We start from the raw sequence: 16,959 nt of genomic DNA, 5'->3' as shown, positions 1-16,959 counted from the left end.
TTTCTTGGACAAGCAGCGCTTTAAGTGCCAGCGGGCTGCGGGGGAGACGTTTCGCGGCGGCTCGCCAGCCAGTTGGCGGTCATCAGTACCACCATCGCCACCACGCCCGCCACTTCGGTCACAAGGCTTGGGTAGAACACCCCGACGATGGCTGCGGTGATGACGATACGCGGCAGCCACGACATGCGGGTGAACAGATAGCCCTCCAACGCTGCAGCAAAGGCGCCCAAAGCCACCAGGGCAATCACGCCGTTCCAGATCACCACCGGAACCGGCCCGCCGATGATGATCTCGGGATTGAACACCATGAAAAGCGGAATCAGATAGAGCCCCTTGGCGAACTTCCACGCTTGCAGGCCGGTCGCCATGGGCTTACTGCCCGCAATCGCGGCCCCGGCAAAGCCGGCAAGCGCAATTGGCGGCGTTACGTTGGAGTCCTGGGAGTACCAGAACACCACCAGGTGAGCGATCAGCAGCGGCACGCCGAATTCGGCGGTCAGCGCAGGGCCGACCAACACGATCAGCACGATATAACTTGCCGTCACCGGCAGCCCCATCCCCAGCACGAGACTCGCCAGCAGCACCATGACTAGCGCCAGCACCAGGTTGCCGCCAGAGAAGGCCAGCATCATCGAGGAGAACTTGAGCCCTAGCCCGGTCAGCCCCACCACGCCGACGATGATGCCCGCTACGGCGCAGGCCATGGAGACCGCCACGGCGTTACGCGCGCCGAGCTCCAAGCCCTCCACCAGCTTGAAGAACCCAGCCTTGAGAACGTCCAGCGTGCGCGTAAGCGTCACCGGCTGGCCCTGCTGCGGCGCGACGAAGAAGTACCACAGCACGTAGCGCAGCGCGGCCACCGCCAGCATGGTGATGACGGCGTAGTAGCCCACCCGCATGGGCGACATGTTCAGCACCAAAAGCCACACTAGCACCGCGAGCGGCAGTAGGAAGTGCCAGCCATCGCGCATCACTTGGCGCATCTGCGGCAGCTCGCTTTTGGGCATGCCCTGCATCCCCTGCTTGAGCGCGATGATGTGAACGAACAGATAGACGGTGGAGAAGTACATGATCGCCGGAAGAATGCTCACCTTGACGATATCGAGATAAGGCGTATTGGTGTATTCGGCGATCAAGAAGGCCCCGGCGCCCATGAGCGGCGGCATGATCTGCCCGCCGGTGGAGGCCGCCGCTTCGATACCGCCGGCCTGATGCGGCTTGTAGCCGAGCTTTTTCATTAGCGGAATGGTGAAGGCACCGGTGGTCACCACGTTGGCGATGGCGCTGCCCGAAATCGAGCCCATTCCCGCCGAGGCCAGCACTGCCGCCTTGGCCGGGCCGCCGCGCTGGCGTCCCGTGGCGGCGTAGGCCATGTCGATGAAGAACTTGCCCGCCCCGGTGCTTTCGAGGAAGGCGCCGAAGAGCACAAAGATGAAGATATAGGTCGCCGCCACGCCCAGCGGTAGACCAAAGATGCCCTCCTGGCCGAGGTAGAGTTGCCCGGCTACACGGTCCAGCGTATAGCCGCGGTGTTCGAGAATGCCGGGCATCAAATTTCCCAGCCACGGCAGCTCGCCGCGCGGCCCGGCAAAGGCGTACACGATGGCGATGATACCGATCAATGTCATGCCAAAGCCCACAGCGCGCCGACTGGCTTCGAGCACGGTCACGGTGGCGATACAGGCCACGACGATGTCGGTCTGGCTCCAGAATCCGGCGCGGCCGAAAATATCGTCGAGGTAGATGACCAAGTAACCGCCGGTGAGTACGGCACCGGCAAAGAACACCAGATCGATGATGCCGCCCAGCGGGCCGCGTTTACGCCCGGGGCCAAAGGCAGGGAACATAAGAAACGCCAACATCATGATCAGCGCTAAGTGGATACTGCGCTGGTAGAAGAGCCCCAACGGCTGAATACCCGCCGAATAGAGCTGAAATAGGGACAGGCTCACCGCCACGAGGGTGATCGCCCAAAGCAGCACACGGGGCTGGATCGCATTGCCGCCCGGCATCAAAACCGGCGGCTGGTTGGATTCGCTCATGAGATCCTCGGGATGGTTGTCAGGTCAGCGGCGTTGAATACGCAGTCGAACTTAGGGTGATTCGGATGCCGTCGTGGGGGCGACGAGCTGAAGGGTCACGCGCTGCCCGGGAACATAGGCGCTCAGGTTGAACTCGGATATCTCGCCCGCTTTCTGCCACACCAAGCGGTGGTCGACGCCGGGTGCGCCCACGCGTAGAAAGTAGCGATTGCCCGGTACCGGCTCGTCGATCTCTTCGATCCAATAACCGCCTTCGCCGTCTGAGCGCTGCACGCCGCGCCCGAGCGTAGGCCCAAGCCCGGCGGCAAAGTCGGGCTGGTGGCTACGCTCCAACTGCATGGCGCCCTCGACGTTGCGGTAGCAATCGAGCACGGTGAAGTGCTCGACCGAGTGGTTCCACTTCACACACCAGCGCTCGCCAGCGGCGATGGGGATGGCGACGAGCCGTTCACCTTCGCTGGTACGCGCTTCGAGAAGCCGATCGAACGGCGCCCCGGCCACCTGGGCCAGAGCGCCGTGTCCCCCACTCATCGCCATCGCACCAAGCGCTAGCAGAGCGCGCAAGCTTACCTTGAGTCGCATGCTGGCGAGCTTACGGACGCAGGCGATCGGGAATCTCGGTACCCGTCTCTTCGAAGTAGCGGATGGCGCCCGGATGCAGCGGTACCGGCGTGGAGTTGAGGGTGAACTCGACGGTGGTGTCATTGGCCGCCGGGTGTACGGCGATCAGTTCGTCGATGTTTTCGAACAGCAGCTGCGTCAGCTCGTAAGCCAACTCTTCGTCCATATCGGCATTGACGACCAGTACGTTGGGAATGCCGATGGTCTGTACCGCCTCGTCCATACCGTCGTACATGCCTGCGGCGAGTTCGTAGGTGGCGAATACCGGCTCCTCTTCCTGGGCGTTGCTGATCTCCTCGTCGGAGAGACCGATCAGACGCACATCGCGCGTCGTGGCGAGGTTCAAGATCGAGCTCGTCGGCGGTCCTACGCTCCAGAACCCGGCGTCGATGTCGCCATCGCGAATGGCATCGGCGGTTTCGTTGAAGTTGAGCCGCTGAGGCGTGAAGTCTTCGTAGGAGATGCCGTTGGCTTCGAGCAGCGCACGCGCGTTGAGCTCGGTGCCGCTGCCCGGCGCGCCGACGGAAACGCGCTTACCCGCCAGATCGGCAATGGTGTGGATGTCCGACTCGGCCAACGTGACCAGCTGCACGGCGTTGGGGTAGACCGAGGCCAGCGCGCGGGCGTTTTCGATCTGGCGGCCTTCGAAGTCGCCGGTACCGGTGTAGGCTTGGTAAGCGGTATCGGCCAGTACCAGCGCGAGATCGGCGTCGCCGCGCATGATCAGCCCCATGTTCTCGACCGAAGCTCCCGTCACTTCCGCCGTCGCCTGGGCACCCTCGATGTGGCGGTTGATCATCTCGGCCAGGCCACCGCCGATGGGATAGTAGGTGCCGCCGGTACCGCCAGTGGCAATGGAGAGCTGCTGAGCGCTGGCCGGTAGCGCAACCGCGAGCATCGACGCTGCGGCGGCATATTTCAGAGTACGCATGGTATGTCCTCCGTCCTGTTTGGACTTGTTGATATGGGTGACGCTAGGAGGTTGGAAGCCACCGCCTTCGCGTATACGAAAGCGATGAAAGGACGTTAGCACCGCCAGGGCAGCGTTGCTAATAGGAGGAATTGCTAATACTTTTTCTGCGCGTTTTGGTATTGCATCGAGTGCAATCGCCACGGCGCCCGGCGCGGCGGGCTTTTCGAGCGAAGACGTGGCTTAAAAAAGCGTAAGCGCGGCCAGCTAAAAATATCGTCGTCTCTGCAAAATTTTTACGTTTTGCTCATAATGCCGCCATTCGATTTCCCCCGATTGCCTTTCTGCGCCGACAAGGAGTTTGCATGGAGCCATCGCACGCGCGCCCCAACCTGGCCATCAGCGCTTACCAAGCGCTCAAGCGCGACATCATTCGCGGCCATTTCGGCGCCGACGAAAAGCTCGTCATGAGCCGACTCAAGGAGCGCTACGGCACCAGTACCGGCCCCCTGCGCGAAGCGCTTTCGCAGCTCGTCGCCGACCGCTTGGTGGTCGCCATCAGCCAGCGCGGGTATCGCGTGGCGCCCATGTCACTGGCCGAGTTGAACGACATCTACGATGCCCGCGCCCAGCTCGAAGGGTTGATCCTGCGCCTTGCGATCGAGCGCGGCGACGACGCCTGGGAGGCCAGCGTGTTGGCGAGCGCCCACCGCTTGGCCAAGATCACCGAAGTGAACACCCCCGATGATCTGCTCGACAGTTGGGATCAGCGTCATCAGGCGTTTCACACCGCCATCGCCAGCGGCTGCAACTCGCCCCATCTGCTGCAGGTTCGCGATGGTTTGTTCCACCAGGTCGAGCGCTACCGCCACCTTTGGCTGCAAGAGACGGTGATGTCGCCCGCTGCCCTTGACACCAAGCGCCAAGAGCACGCCGCGCTGGTTGACGTCATCTTCGAGCGCGACGTCGAGCGTGCCGGTCAGCTAATGCGCGATCACCTGATGACGCCCGTACCGATCATCACCCGCGTGCTAAAAGCCCGCCACATTCGCTAGCGCTATCAATCAACTCGAAAAATTACGCCACTTGATAAAAATGTAGATATTTTTATCAAGTGGCGATACATTGCCAGCACTCAGGAAATCATCCATCCGCATCGGTGCCTAAGGCGATAACAACAGCCAACGGCCTGCCCCGCTACCGAAGGAGTCTTGCATGTCACGCTTCAACTGGGACGATCCGCTGCTGCTCGAACAGCAGCTCAGCGACGAAGAGCGCCAGATCCGCGATGCCGCTCACGACTACTGCCAGGAAAATCTTCAGCCCCGCGTGCTTGGCGCCTTCCGCGAGGAGCGCTTCGACCGCGAGATCATGACCGAGATGGGTGAGCTGGGCTTGCTGGGCGCTACCGTGTCCGAGGCGTATGGCGGTGCCGGGGTCAACCACGTGGCTTACGGGCTAATCGCACGTGAAGTGGAGCGGGTGGATTCCGGTTATCGTTCGGCGATGAGCGTGCAGTCCTCTTTGGTGATGTACCCCATCGAAACCTACGGCAGTGAAGAGCAAAAACAGAAATACCTGCCCCGGCTTGCCACCGGTGAGCTGGTCGGCTGCTTCGGACTCACCGAGCCGGACCACGGCTCCGATCCCGGTTCGATGATCACTCGGGCCGAGAAGGTCGATGGCGGCTACCGCCTGACCGGCGCCAAGATGTGGATCACCAACAGCCCAATCGCCGATATCGCCGTGGTCTGGGCCAAATCCGCCGCCCACGACAACCAGATCAAAGGCTTCATCGTCGAGCGTGGAACGGAAGGCTTCTCCACACCGAAAATCGAGGGCAAGGTGTCGCTGCGCGCCTCGATTACCGGGGAGATCGTGCTAGATAACGCCTTCGTTCCCGAAGAGAACCTTCTGCCCAATGTCAGTGGTCTGAAAGGCCCCTTCGGTTGCTTGAACAAGGCCCGCTACGGCATCGCCTGGGGCGTGATGGGCACTGCCGAGTTCTGCTGGCATGCCGCGCGCCAGTACACCCTGGACCGTAAGCAGTTCGGCCGCCCCTTGGCCGCCAACCAGTTGATCCAGAAAAAACTCGCCGACATGCAGACCGAAATCACCTTAGGCCTTCAAGCCGCGCTACAGGTGGGCCGTTTGATGGATGCGGGCAACTGGACGCCGGAAATGGTCTCATTGATCAAGCGCAATAACTGCGGCAAGGCGCTGGATATCGCCCGGCTTTCGCGAGACATGCACGGCGGCAACGGCGTGTCCGACGAATACGGAGTGATTCGTCATATGGTGAACCTGGAGTCGGTCAACACCTACGAAGGCACCCACGACGTGCACGCGCTGATTCTGGGCCGCGCCCAGACCGGCCTGCAGGCGTTCTTCTAAACCGCGACCTCAAGGAGCCCGCATGAGCGATACGCTAGCGCCCCTGGCGGGGGTCAAGGTGCTCGATCTTTCCCGCGTGCTCGCCGGCCCCTGGTGCGGGCAGCTGCTCGCCGACCTGGGCGCCGAGGTGATCAAGATCGAACGCCCCGGCAGCGGCGACGACACCCGTCACTGGGGCCCACCTTGGCTTGGAGAAGGCCTGGGTGAAAGTTTCGAGTCGGCCTACTATCTATGCGCCAATCGCGGCAAGCGCTCGGTCACTGTGGACATGGCTCACCCCGAGGGCCAGGACCTGATCAAGGCGCTGGTGAAAGACGCCGACGTACTGCTCGAGAACTTCAAGGTCGGCGGCCTCAAGAAGTACGGGCTCGACTACCCAAGTCTGAAGGCGCTCAATCCGGGGCTGATTTACTGCTCGATCACAGGATTCGGCCAAGAGAGCCCCTACGCGCATCGCGCAGGCTACGACTTCATGATTCAGGCCATGGGAGGCTTGATGAGCCTCACCGGCCAGCCAGACGAGGCGCCCGGCGGCGGCCCGGTGAAGGTGGGTGTAGCGATCACCGATATCTTCACCGGCCTGTATGCCGCCAATGCCGTGCTCGCCGCGCTCTACCAGCGTCGGGATACCGGCACGGGCGGCCATATCGATCTGGCGCTGATGGACGTGCAGGTGGGCGTGCTAGCCAATCAGGCGATGAATTACCTCACTTCGCACCAAGTCCCCCAGCGCCTGGGTAACGCCCACCCCAACATCGTGCCTTACCAGGCGTTTGCCACCCAAGATGGCCATATCATCGTCGCCGTAGGCAACGACGAGCAGTTCAAGCGCTTTTGCCAAGTGATCGAGCAACCTACTCTATGCGAGGATGCGCGCTTTGCCACCAACGGCGCCCGCGTAGCGAATCGCGACGACCTCGTCCCCCTGCTCGACGCCGCCCTAGCCCTGCGTGGGCTCGACGCTTGGCTTGCCGCCTTCGAAGCGGTAGGCGTGCCCTGCGGCCCGATCAATACGCTCGATCGCGTCTTCGACGACGCTCACGTCAAGGCCCGGGGGCTCAAGCAGACCCTGCCACATCCTCAGGCAGGCAGCGTCGATCTCGTCGCCAACCCCATTCGCTTCAACGGCCAAACGCTCTCAGCCACTAGCGCCCCACCGATGCTCGGCGAGCACACCGAACGCGTGCTCGATGAGATCGGGATCAGCCAAGAACAGCGCCAAGCCCTACGCGCCGCCGGTGTGATCTGACTACACTAGGGTCATGATGCTAGATCAGTCGCTTGGCCTTAAGGGCTGGGTGTAAACGTTTGGTCCTAGAGATAATGGCGATTAGAGAGGAGAAGCACCCATGGGGCACTGCGCGCGAGTCAATGGCATGTGCAAGCGCTGCGAAGGCGAGCTGCCTTTTGCCTTTACCATGGCGTTTCAGCCCATTGTGGATATCGCCAGCGCACGCACCGTGGCTTACGAGGCGCTGGTGCGTGGCCCCCAGGGAGAATCGGCCTGGAGCGTCATCTCTCGCGTTACCGATGACCTACTCTACCGCTTCGACCAAGCATGCCGCGTAAAGGCCATCGCGCTGGCTAGCGAGCTCGACATGCGCACGCCGCTATCGATCAACTTTCTCCCCAATGCGGTGTACGAGCCCGAGGCCTGCATTCAAGCCACCCTCGACATCTCACATCAGGTCGGCTGGCCCCCCGAGCAGCTCATCTTCGAGATTACCGAAACCGAGAAGGTACGCGACCGCGAACATCTCGCAAGCATCATCGAGGTCTACCGCGCCATGGGCTTTCAAACCGCGCTCGACGACTTCGGCAGCGGCTACGCCAATTTCGACCTGCTGACCATCCTCGCCCCCGACCGCCTCAAAGTAGACCGCCAATTGGTCATGAACTGCGACAGCGACCCCCGCCGACAAGCGCTACTTAAAGCCCTCGTACCACTCGCCAAAGAGCTCAGCACAACACTCATCGCCGAAGGCGTGGAAACCCATGAAGAAGCCCTATGGCTTGCCCGCGCAGGCATCACCTGCCAGCAAGGCTTCTACTTCGCCCGCCCCCAAATCGGCACGCTCGGGCCTAATCTAAGTGAGCGGCTTTTGGGGCTGCGGGGGGAGGTTTGAGTGGGCGTATTTAGTAGTTTTGGATGTGAGGCGCTGTGCTTACTGATTGAACAGTGACATTTTATAGCGACTCTATAAAACATCACCCCCAATACAAAGCACTGAAACATAAACAAGATTATTGCTACTTTTTCTCGACACAATCGGCCACTTAGAAAAGTATTATGCACTACCGTAAACATATATATCTTACCAAAAAATATTTAGAAATAAAAATAATACAATCCAATATAACACTTATTTTTTTAATAAGCATTGAAAAGTCAACATAAGAAGGAAGCAATACTAGATCTTCAAGCCACTCTTTATTTATCACTTTATAGCAAACTCTATCTAATAGTAAAAAATCGCACACAATATTGCTAAAATAGCAGAGGTGTAATATCCCCCAAAAAATGCTAACCAGCCATTCTTTATAATCCTAGGCTTCAACCCAAGCATTGGAATAAAGAACAATAAAAAAATAAAAGCCACAATCCAAAAAAATGCAAAATATAAATTTAAAGGAACGCTTAAACAAAATACAATAAAAAAAACACAAAAAAACCCTTTATTGCTTAAAGTATTATTTAGGTCCATATATACCATCCCCTAAAATCTCATCTACTGTACGACTACCTTGTTCAACGCCATATGAGATATCTCCCATTGTTGCTAATGCTCCCAAAGGGCTTAGCCTTAATCCAACGCCTAATCTGGAAATAACCCTTCCTTGATTATAATCACAATAATTTTCAGCTTGTCGTGCCTCATGGACTATAGCTGAATTCGCCAACTCCCTAGCCTCAGGATTAGTGAAATACTCCTTTACAGCAGCATCTATAATATGCCCTTCTCTATTAGCATTTCTTGCTTCATCTAATCCGTAAAAACCAACGCTTCTAGCTGCGTATCTAAAAAATCTCTGCAGACCTTTACCTAAAGACAAAACACCATCTACCGCGCCATCAAAAGCACCTTGATCGTCAGGACAGCCAATGGCTGCGAATAACCCTAATGGATCTACTACCCCCGTAGGATTGCCCACATACCCATACAAATTCCCACCACCCCGCAACCTAATCGGATCCTGACTAATATACCGCCCCTGCTGCGGATCATAATACCGATGCCGGTTGTAGTAGAGTCCACTCTCTTCATCCTGCCACTGGCCTTGGAACCGAATGGGCTGGGTGGTGTTGCCGCGTTCGTTTCTCACCGCTGCCCAGTCGTCGGGCAGAGCTTGCCAGTGGGTATCGCCGTTGGCGGCGATGAGCTGCATCGGTGTTCCAATCGCATCGGTGACGAAGGCGCTGAGGCGCTGGCCGTGCAGGGTCTCATCGATGCGTAGCATCGGCACGAAGCTGCCCGGTTCATACACGATGGTCGTGCGTTGGTTGTCGGTCTCTTCGTGCACGATGCGGTCGCCGTCCCAGCCGTAGTGGGTGGTAGCGGTAGTGCCGTTGTCGTGATGCACGGTTTTGCTGATGCGTCGGCCCAAGGCGTCGTAGCGGTAGGTGGCCTGGGTCGTCTGACCAAGTTCGCGGGTGCGGGTGAGGCTTACCAGGCGGTTGGCGCCGTCGTACCCCATAGTCAAGCGGTCACCGTTGGCGGCGTGTTTTTCGATCAGGTTGCCTGCACCGTCATACCGGTAGCGGGCGCACTTATGTTGAGTCACGCGGTTATTGGTGACGGGTTGCTGGCCGTCGAGGGGGTTGCCTGCGGCATCCACCACGTAGCGGTGGGCCTGGTCGCCGTGCTGGCTGCCGGTGAGGCGGCCGGCGGCATCGTAGCTATACGCTATCACTTTGGCTTGATCGCCCTGCAGGGCGCGGAAGTTCATCCGGCCTAGGGCGTCGTGCTGGTACCCTGATTGCGCGACGCACAGGATGAGGCGATTCCAACTAGTCACGTTCGGTATAGCCGTGTTCCAAGTTCAGCGACTGCTTCTATCCGATGGTCTCTATCCGATGCTATTCAGGTCCAAGTGGCGCTGCGCTTCCTTGTGTAGGGCATTCGACGTCAGGCCCATTGCAATTTCAGTGCCAGGGCGCTCAGGCCGTAAGGGTAGTCGCATTATTCAGGGAATCTCCCGCCGATAAAGCGAATAACCAGAGACACGCCACCGTTCGCCTGTGCGGGTATCGTAATAGCCACCCTCGGCGCTTCGACCTTCGTTTTCTATTTTCCAATCGCCGCCGCCGTCGTAGCTAACGGCGGTGACATCTTGGCCCAACAGGCTGCCTTCGTTAACTCCATCGAACAACAACCCTTCTTCCGGCGTGATATATAAGGCATAGCCCACAATATCGCTATCGAATTCATGCAGCTCGGCTAGCTGATCGCCATCCCAATGCCAAACAGAGCTGGGGTGGTGAACCAATTGTTCCCTGGGCATCAAGGACATGGGGCGCCCCTTGCGGGCCAGAATATAGACCTCGCCCTGCTCATTAGCGGCGATGTCGTTCACCCCGTAATCACCTATGGCCACTTCGAAGACCGGTTCGTCTTCGCCCCAAGGGAGAGAGTAGATGACACTTTCGCCACGGGCCTCATCAAAGAACGCCATGCGCAAGACATCATCCTGGTCCAGTGCAACCAGATCGAAACGCTGGCGTTCGTCTTCAGGGTTGCGTGCCCCTGTTGGCACTGGAATTTCCTCCCAATACTCACCGCCATCTTCGGTACGCCAAATATGGGGGCCCCAGCCGATCAGATAGCCGCGCTGGGCATCCAGAAAGCGCAGCGCCGAGATGTTCTGATGCTCGGGCCAGCGCATTTTTTCCCAGGACTCGCCCTGGTCAGTGGATTTAAATAGCTGAGTAAGCTGAGGGTGATAGCGCTGTCCTTGGGGCTTGTTAATAGAACGATCTGCCCAGCCTGTCGCAAGATAAAGCGTATTCCAGTCAGGAGAAAGCCACCAATCTGCCTGCTGTGCGTACTCTTCGAAGCGCCTCTCTATGCCTTGCTCCAGCGAACCACCAAGAATGCGTGCGGTGCGACGATTGGCTGATTCTCCTGGGCCATACATCCAACTCTCGGTAAACTCAGCCCGATTTGGGTCACTACGCTCCTCAATAGGCTTAGTAGTAACTTCTGGGTTCGTTAGCTTCATCGATAAAATTTGCTCGCCACGAATTCGAAAATCCCCAGGCCCATAAGGAGTATCTTCCTTCGTAAAATCGTTGCTGATGCGCTCCCACATACCTCCACTCCCTATGACATATCCGGCTATTGCAATGACCAGTATGGCGATTGTCCATCGAACTCGACGCATAGTGACTCCTAACGCCTGTGCTGCGTTAACCGCGATAGGGCTTGTTCTACAGCACTGATACCCTCCCCCACGGCCTCGGCCGCTGCCTGTGCCCCGCTTGAAATGGCCGCTCCCGCCCCCTTGAGCTTATCCTTACCTACCTCGACAGCGCTGTCGGTGGCTTGCTTCCATGTTTCGCCATCCAGCCACTCTTCGACATTAGGTTGGGTGCCGATTCGCATCAAGTCGATAATCGGTAATTCCGCAAGCCCCGCATCTAGATAGGCGGGCACATGGGTATTGGAAGACATGGGTATTGGAAGCAAAGGCTCACCTGTCGACAATAGCCGTCAAACCATAATTTGTGGCTTGCATCAGCGCGCCTGCCACATGACGAGGACGCTCACACGAGCATATTCCCTCAAATAACGACGGTGCAAAATCAACCAGCTCAGCCGTTAGTTGCATAACTTCCGGTTCACCATGCAAGGCATGCCAACGAGCTTCATCAACCTGGTGTAACTGATCCAGCCGGTCCGGAATGCTTAACAACCAAGGGCCTTCGCGCTGTAAGTGGGGTTGACGTTCGTCTTTGATGAGCGACCAGTAGCGGCCCACGTCAACTATCTCGTTGAATAGGATCGTTCGAGTTTGAACCGCTAGCGGCGCCAACTCTATCAACGCATAGCGCCCATCCTGGCAACAGCGGACCTTGCGTCGCCTTCTCCCTACCCGGGCTACCACCAGTGGGGTGTGCAGCGCAGTGCGGGGCTTCACCGGCTTATGTCAGGTTGAGAGTTAAATACTTTCTGCCGCTGCAGCCGCTTTTTTAGCCTGATAAGCTTCCATATCGATTTTGCCGAGCTGTGGGGTGAGCTGACAGCGCTGGCGGCCCCATGGAAAATCGATTTGCGCTTGTCGCAGTTTTGCCCCTTCGTTTGCTTTCCAGGCTTCCAAATCGAGGTCGCGCCAGTATCGAGGGTTGCGCCCAGTTTGCCTGTCGTGTTCGGCTGTGGTGGGGTCAAGATGGCGGAAAGGTTCCAGGCGTGGCACATCGGGCAATGGCTGACTTACATCCATATAGCGCTGTAGCATATCCCAGAGGGCATGCACTTCGTGCTTATGATCGACGATGGTACTAAGGGAAGTCTGGCTGAACTGCTTACCGGTATAGCGATGCACGAACATCAACCGATAGAAGATACCGCCCCGCTGTACCACGCGCTCGACGTAACCATCAAATTCGATGAAGGGTGCAACGAGTGGCTGCTTTTTTTTACCTTGGGAGAAGCTCGCCATGCCGGTTTGGCGGTTGAACTCACTTTGTCGACTTTTTAAGTAAGCGTCTTCTTTACCTTTAAAAAAGGAATTAAAAGGAGTTAAAAAAACAACTACGCCACTCATTATTGCTCTTGTCAAAAAAGGGCCGATTACAAAAATCCCAATATAACCTAAAATAGAAAAAAAAAGAGTATAAAAAACACTTAACGCACCCTCGAATCGGGAAATCTCTATGATAAAAAAGAGCCAAATCCCTCCTAAAACCAAAACCACCAAATATGGAATTACTGAAAACCCCATTAAAGCTATCGAGCTATTACTAAGAAACTGAATTTTTTGATGATTCCAGGAATCATCTATTTCGTATAAACTACTATCCTCTACACCCCACTTCTGAACAAACTCTGCATCTTCGCATATTTTATTATAAGGATTTATTTCTGCATAGTTGCCATAAGGCAGCAATTCTTCTCCAATCCGCTCGCGTTTTTTAGTGGGCGCAGGTATTTTTGGAATTTTATCAGCACGGTAAACCGTAGAGCTGTAAGATTTGGAGGTATTCTCACTCATACCTGAAACTCCTCGATGTACCAATAGCGTGGATCTTGGATTCGCCCTGTCAAGGAGTTGATAAAATTAGCGACCGGATTATTTACCGTACGGTATGACCGTGCTGGTAGCGCATCATGTTGACCTTCTGCGTAGGGCTCGTACTCTTTTAACATTGGGGTGGGCAGCACCATCTCTCCCAATTCCCACTCAACTCGGGCTTGTAGGGCGATGCGAAGTCGTGACGTAGAGGTTAAAGAGGTCGCTCCCATATCAAAGCTTTCTTCGGCGACTTTGCGCTTAACCAGAAAGCGTACGGCGCTTTGCTGTGGTAGTAGCTGGCGTTTTCCAATTTCAAAGGGCTCTGGCGCCCCCGTGATATACGACAGTTGTTCGTAGGTGCCGAGCGGGGTGATGGTACCAGTATCCGTCTGCTCTAGCTCCTGAACCCCCAGGTTCAATGTCTCACCGATTTTGTAACGGCTAATGAGTGGTGTACTAATGGTCACGACATAATCACGGTTACTGGGATTGTTCGTAGTCGATTCCCATACACTGTCAAGCAAGGATAGCTGTTCTGAGCGATTTAGGCTGCCATAGAGGACTACATCGATATTAATGGGGCTGAGCTGTGTCAAAAGCTGGGGATAGTAAATGGTATCGTCAGCGGATGCCGTGTAGCTCTCGGGGTGCGTGCCCAAAGGCCCTCGCTTTAGTAACTGCTCGAAGGGGGTATCCTGATTCATAGCAGCATAGCTTGATCCACCGATGGCCAGCCCTAACCCCAGCAGAGCCCAGCCCCATCCGGGTATCATTACTAATCCTGCCATTAAAGGAGCTGCAAGAAAAAGGATCCCACCGGCGACCGCTATGCCGTGCCCAATAGCTGCATCACTATTTCCTTGCTGCAAACTATTGCGTAACTCCCAGCTGCCAACACCAATGGTTACTGCACCAGCTAAGAAATTAGCCAAACTCATTGTTCGAACTATGGTGCTAGCACCGAACTTTGTTAACCTAGCTCCAATAAGCGGCCAATTTTTCATATCGAACCATGGCCGCTGAATGAATCGTCCAGTCATAGAAATAGAATGAGGCTGAAGCACCGCATGTAACTTCATCGTAGCAGCACCTAGATCAGCAGTCGCACTGCCTACCTTTAAGCTGTGCAAAGCGAGATACCCTTCACTTTCCGCTTTGTTAACATTCATTATTTCTCGACCAAGGTTATATATCGCAAACCCCACCAATAATTTCGACACTGCCGGACCATCAATCACTACCTTTACTTGCCCGGCAACCGTGGCAAGACGCAGCTCAGCTACCTTAGCCGCCTCAGGATGGCCCACAGGCAAGACGAATACAAAGGTATGTCTGGCTACCTGATGGATGGCACTATCGACTTCCGCTGACATACGCCTGGGGCTGGTCGAGGTTTGGGCATTCCCTCGTGGATCTATCTGGTCGGCATAAAGATAGTCCCGTTGGGTTTGGAAGGCACCACTGAGGCGGTCGCGGTCGGTCAATCCCCATTCAATGCCTTCGCCGTGCACACCGATAATGGTGTAGCGGGTTAGGTCGACATCCCCCCGCTGCATAACCTGCAACTCACCGCTCAGATTGCCATCAATCAGATTGGCATGGGCGCCTACCGCCGTAAATGTACGCCGGAGATGAATTAGTTGGATATCATCATGGACTCGCTCCGCTGCCCGAAGGAGTGCTTGACTCCATTGACCCAGTACGGTACTGACGAGACCGCTTACCTTGCCTGCATTAGGCAGGTTGAGTACAGCATTCGGTTGCTCCTGATCTTGTTCGGCTAGGTTTTGTGCGATCAATCCTAGTGTTTCTAGCCCAAGACTCTCGGCTAAGGCATCATCGATATCGCTATCGTCCTCGGCAAGCTGATGTAGGAAGTCGGAACGAAAATTGCCACTGCCATCCGGTATATCCTCATGCGAGGACGCATCCTCATCGACACTCCATAGCGATTGCAATTCTTGGTCAGACAATAGCGTCTTCAGCAATTCTTTGGTGTACTCCTCAAGGGAAGCTTCTCCTTGATCGCTGAGCACGCCGGGAAGTTGCTGTAACACCCCGAATAGGTCACCGCAAAGTGCGTAGCCTTCGCAAATAGCCAATTGATGATGACTAGTAAAATCGCGCAGCACAGCCGTCAGTTGGTTGTGACTGACCAACTGCTGGAGGGCATCAAGAGAAGCACGAATCACCGCAACGGCTTCGTCACGTTCGGCTTGTTGCAAGGTGCTATCAAGCTTGGCCGAGTCGATAGCTTCCTGAAACTCGGCAAGAGGGTTTCCCTCTCCACCGCTTGGCTCAACGTAAAGTGCCTGTCGAATCAACTTGGCCGAATGCCCCAGGGGGTTGTCGGCCAGCAAGCTATCAAGACCATCGAGATAGTGTTGGGACAGATGTATTTGAGCCAGGGCGTGGCGCAGCGTGAACAGGGGATCAGGCAATGCCACGGCAACGATGCCCGCATTGTCGCGGATGTTGTCTAGTAAATCGCTGCCCGCGTCGCATTCCAGCGCTAACATAGCGGCGCGATCGGTTTCACCCGCCTGTTCCCACAGCGCTTTGAGCTTCGCGCACAGTTCGTTTTCCGAGGGAGCCGTAAATTCGGTAGTGAAGGCATCAGGAGACGCCAGCATCAACTCGATGCCGAGGTCACGCGCACGCAATGCGGGTTGATCCGCTATGCTCTCGGCGGGAAAGCCCGTCTGCATGGAGAGCCAGCTTTCCATGTTGAATATGACAGCATGGGCATGGGTTACGGCGTAAGTACGTGCTTCCATTCGCCCGGGGTTCGCTTCCAGCCAGGTGATATAAGGCCAGCTCCAGGCAATTTCGCTATAAGCAAGTCGCACCCTATAGAGGGTTGCCTGCCCCTGCAACATGGTCGGAAGTAGGATATCGTCGAGCCACTCGCCCTCGCTATCACGCTCGTTAGGTGTCGCTCCCTGCTCGGCTTGTTCACGATAGTGTGCGAGATCAACATCGCTGAGCTTACCGTCAGGGCCAACCTCAAGCTCGCGCCACAGCTGGTTATCGAAGAATACATATAAGTACCCAGGGCGCAGCATGGCGGTGGCAATACCGGTATAGGTAGTGACGCCATGCTGCTGCACAGGACGGTTGCGGCCAATTTCTGCCAGGGGGCGTACGGCCAGCAGCGTATTATCCTGTATATGCCCATCGGTACGTTCAACAACGCTTCTGGCATGTTCTATTAACGGTATCTCGATTTCACCGCCGCCTTCGCGCTTGGGGATGACCAGTGCCAAGGTACCGTCTTCATCGTCCTCGTACTCGACACGGCGGCGAACACCCAGCTCTATATCTTCGTCCTGTAGCGCCTTGAGGTCATCTTGACTCATCCTTGCTGCCCTCCATTCTTCTGACCGCGTCCCTTACGCAGGCGAACCTGCTGGCCATTCTGCCTACCGCTCGTAACATCGACGAGGAACACCCGTTGGCCTGAACCTTCGACGTTAGAAAGCGACATTTTTTTTGAAGCGGTGTGCTTAGGTGCTAGCACCTTTTCATGCGCTTCTGCCATCGCCTGCTTCGGCAGTAGAGGCTCCTGCGCCGCCTGCCCTGTCCCCCTACCCGGACTCCCCCCCGAGTTAATACGCACCTGCGCACCCACAATGGTGACGCCGCTGGGGTCGAGTTTGACGAAGCTGCCGCCGGCCTTGAGGGTGATCTCGGCGCCAGCGTCCAGGACGACTTGGCTGCCTGCCTTGTGGTGGATCTCTTGCCCGGCTTCGGTTAGCT

At 56.6% G+C, this 16,959-nt stretch carries 13 protein-coding genes and 1 pseudogene; 4 read left to right on the top strand and 10 right to left on the bottom strand.

The window, feature by feature from the left end; genetic code table 11:
- Positions 1–20: 20 nt before the first annotated feature.
- Genes LLY24_RS03610 through LLY24_RS03600 form a run of 3 tightly spaced genes read right to left on the bottom strand, consistent with a single transcriptional unit; the run spans position 21 to position 3,594 of the window.
- Positions 21–2,042: a TRAP transporter permease gene (locus LLY24_RS03610; RefSeq protein WP_259034920.1), complete on the bottom strand. Its 2,022-nt coding sequence runs from the start codon at positions 2,040–2,042 to the stop codon at positions 21–23.
- A gap of 51 nt (positions 2,043–2,093) precedes the next feature.
- Positions 2,094–2,579 (bottom strand): DUF1850 domain-containing protein, encoded by a 486-nt coding sequence (locus LLY24_RS03605; protein ID WP_427854544.1) that lies wholly within the window; start codon positions 2,577–2,579, stop codon positions 2,094–2,096.
- A gap of 55 nt (positions 2,580–2,634) precedes the next feature.
- Complete coding sequence (locus LLY24_RS03600) at positions 2,635–3,594, bottom strand: TAXI family TRAP transporter solute-binding subunit (protein WP_259034918.1); 960 nt, start codon at positions 3,592–3,594, stop codon at positions 2,635–2,637.
- 344 nt (positions 3,595–3,938) lie between these two features.
- Here LLY24_RS03600 and csiR point away from each other — a divergent pair, with 344 nt between their 5' ends.
- From csiR to LLY24_RS03580, 4 genes are all read left to right on the top strand, one after another.
- A complete protein-coding gene (gene csiR, locus LLY24_RS03595) occupies positions 3,939–4,628 on the top strand; it encodes a DNA-binding transcriptional regulator CsiR (protein WP_259034917.1) in 690 nt (229 codons plus the stop codon).
- 160 nt (positions 4,629–4,788) lie between these two features.
- Positions 4,789–5,967 carry an acyl-CoA dehydrogenase gene (locus tag LLY24_RS03590; protein WP_259034916.1) on the top strand — a complete coding sequence of 393 codons (1,179 nt, stop codon included), beginning with the start codon at positions 4,789–4,791 and terminating at the stop codon, positions 5,965–5,967.
- Between the two features lie 22 nt (positions 5,968–5,989).
- Positions 5,990–7,216, top strand: a complete 1,227-nt coding sequence (locus LLY24_RS03585) for a CaiB/BaiF CoA transferase family protein (protein ID WP_259034915.1) — start codon at positions 5,990–5,992, stop codon at positions 7,214–7,216.
- 100 nt (positions 7,217–7,316) lie between these two features.
- The gene (locus tag LLY24_RS03580) at positions 7,317–8,093 is read left to right on the top strand and encodes an EAL domain-containing protein (RefSeq protein ID WP_259034914.1); all 777 of its coding nucleotides are present in this window, start codon (positions 7,317–7,319) and stop codon (positions 8,091–8,093) included.
- Positions 8,094–8,658: 565 nt separating this feature from the next.
- On the opposite strand, the gene LLY24_RS03575 is transcribed toward LLY24_RS03580, so the two are convergent.
- From LLY24_RS03575 to LLY24_RS03540, 7 genes and pseudogenes are all read right to left on the bottom strand, one after another.
- Positions 8,659–9,915 (bottom strand): RHS repeat-associated core domain-containing protein, encoded by a 1,257-nt coding sequence (locus tag LLY24_RS03575; protein ID WP_486606396.1) that lies wholly within the window; start codon positions 9,913–9,915, stop codon positions 8,659–8,661.
- Positions 9,916–10,152: 237 nt separating this feature from the next.
- Positions 10,153–11,277: a WD40/YVTN/BNR-like repeat-containing protein gene (locus tag LLY24_RS03565; protein ID WP_259034911.1), complete on the bottom strand. Its 1,125-nt coding sequence runs from the start codon at positions 11,275–11,277 to the stop codon at positions 10,153–10,155.
- Positions 11,278–11,357: 80 nt separating this feature from the next.
- Positions 11,358–11,654 carry a hypothetical protein gene (locus LLY24_RS03560; protein WP_259034910.1) on the bottom strand — a complete coding sequence of 99 codons (297 nt, stop codon included), beginning with the start codon at positions 11,652–11,654 and terminating at the stop codon, positions 11,358–11,360.
- 4 nt (positions 11,655–11,658) lie between these two features.
- Positions 11,659–11,946, bottom strand: coding sequence for a hypothetical protein (locus LLY24_RS03555; RefSeq protein WP_259034909.1), 288 nt, complete (start codon positions 11,944–11,946; stop codon positions 11,659–11,661).
- A gap of 180 nt (positions 11,947–12,126) precedes the next feature.
- Complete coding sequence (locus LLY24_RS03550; RefSeq protein WP_259034908.1) at positions 12,127–13,179, bottom strand: Yip1 family protein; 1,053 nt, start codon at positions 13,177–13,179, stop codon at positions 12,127–12,129.
- Positions 13,176–16,559: a toxin VasX gene (locus tag LLY24_RS03545; RefSeq protein WP_259034907.1), complete on the bottom strand. Its 3,384-nt coding sequence runs from the start codon at positions 16,557–16,559 to the stop codon at positions 13,176–13,178. The genes LLY24_RS03550 and LLY24_RS03545 overlap by 4 nt, the downstream gene beginning before the upstream one ends.
- A pseudogene (locus LLY24_RS03540) lies at positions 16,556–16,959 on the bottom strand (hypothetical protein); the annotation flags it as partial. The gene LLY24_RS03545 and the pseudogene LLY24_RS03540, both read right to left, overlap by 4 nt.

It is taken from the genome of Halomonas dongshanensis (genome assembly GCF_024790395.1).
Taxonomy (GTDB): domain Bacteria; phylum Pseudomonadota; class Gammaproteobacteria; order Pseudomonadales; family Halomonadaceae; genus Vreelandella; species Vreelandella dongshanensis.
The sequence above is the reverse complement of the archived record's forward strand: the minus strand, read 5'-3'. Positions and strand labels throughout refer to the sequence as shown.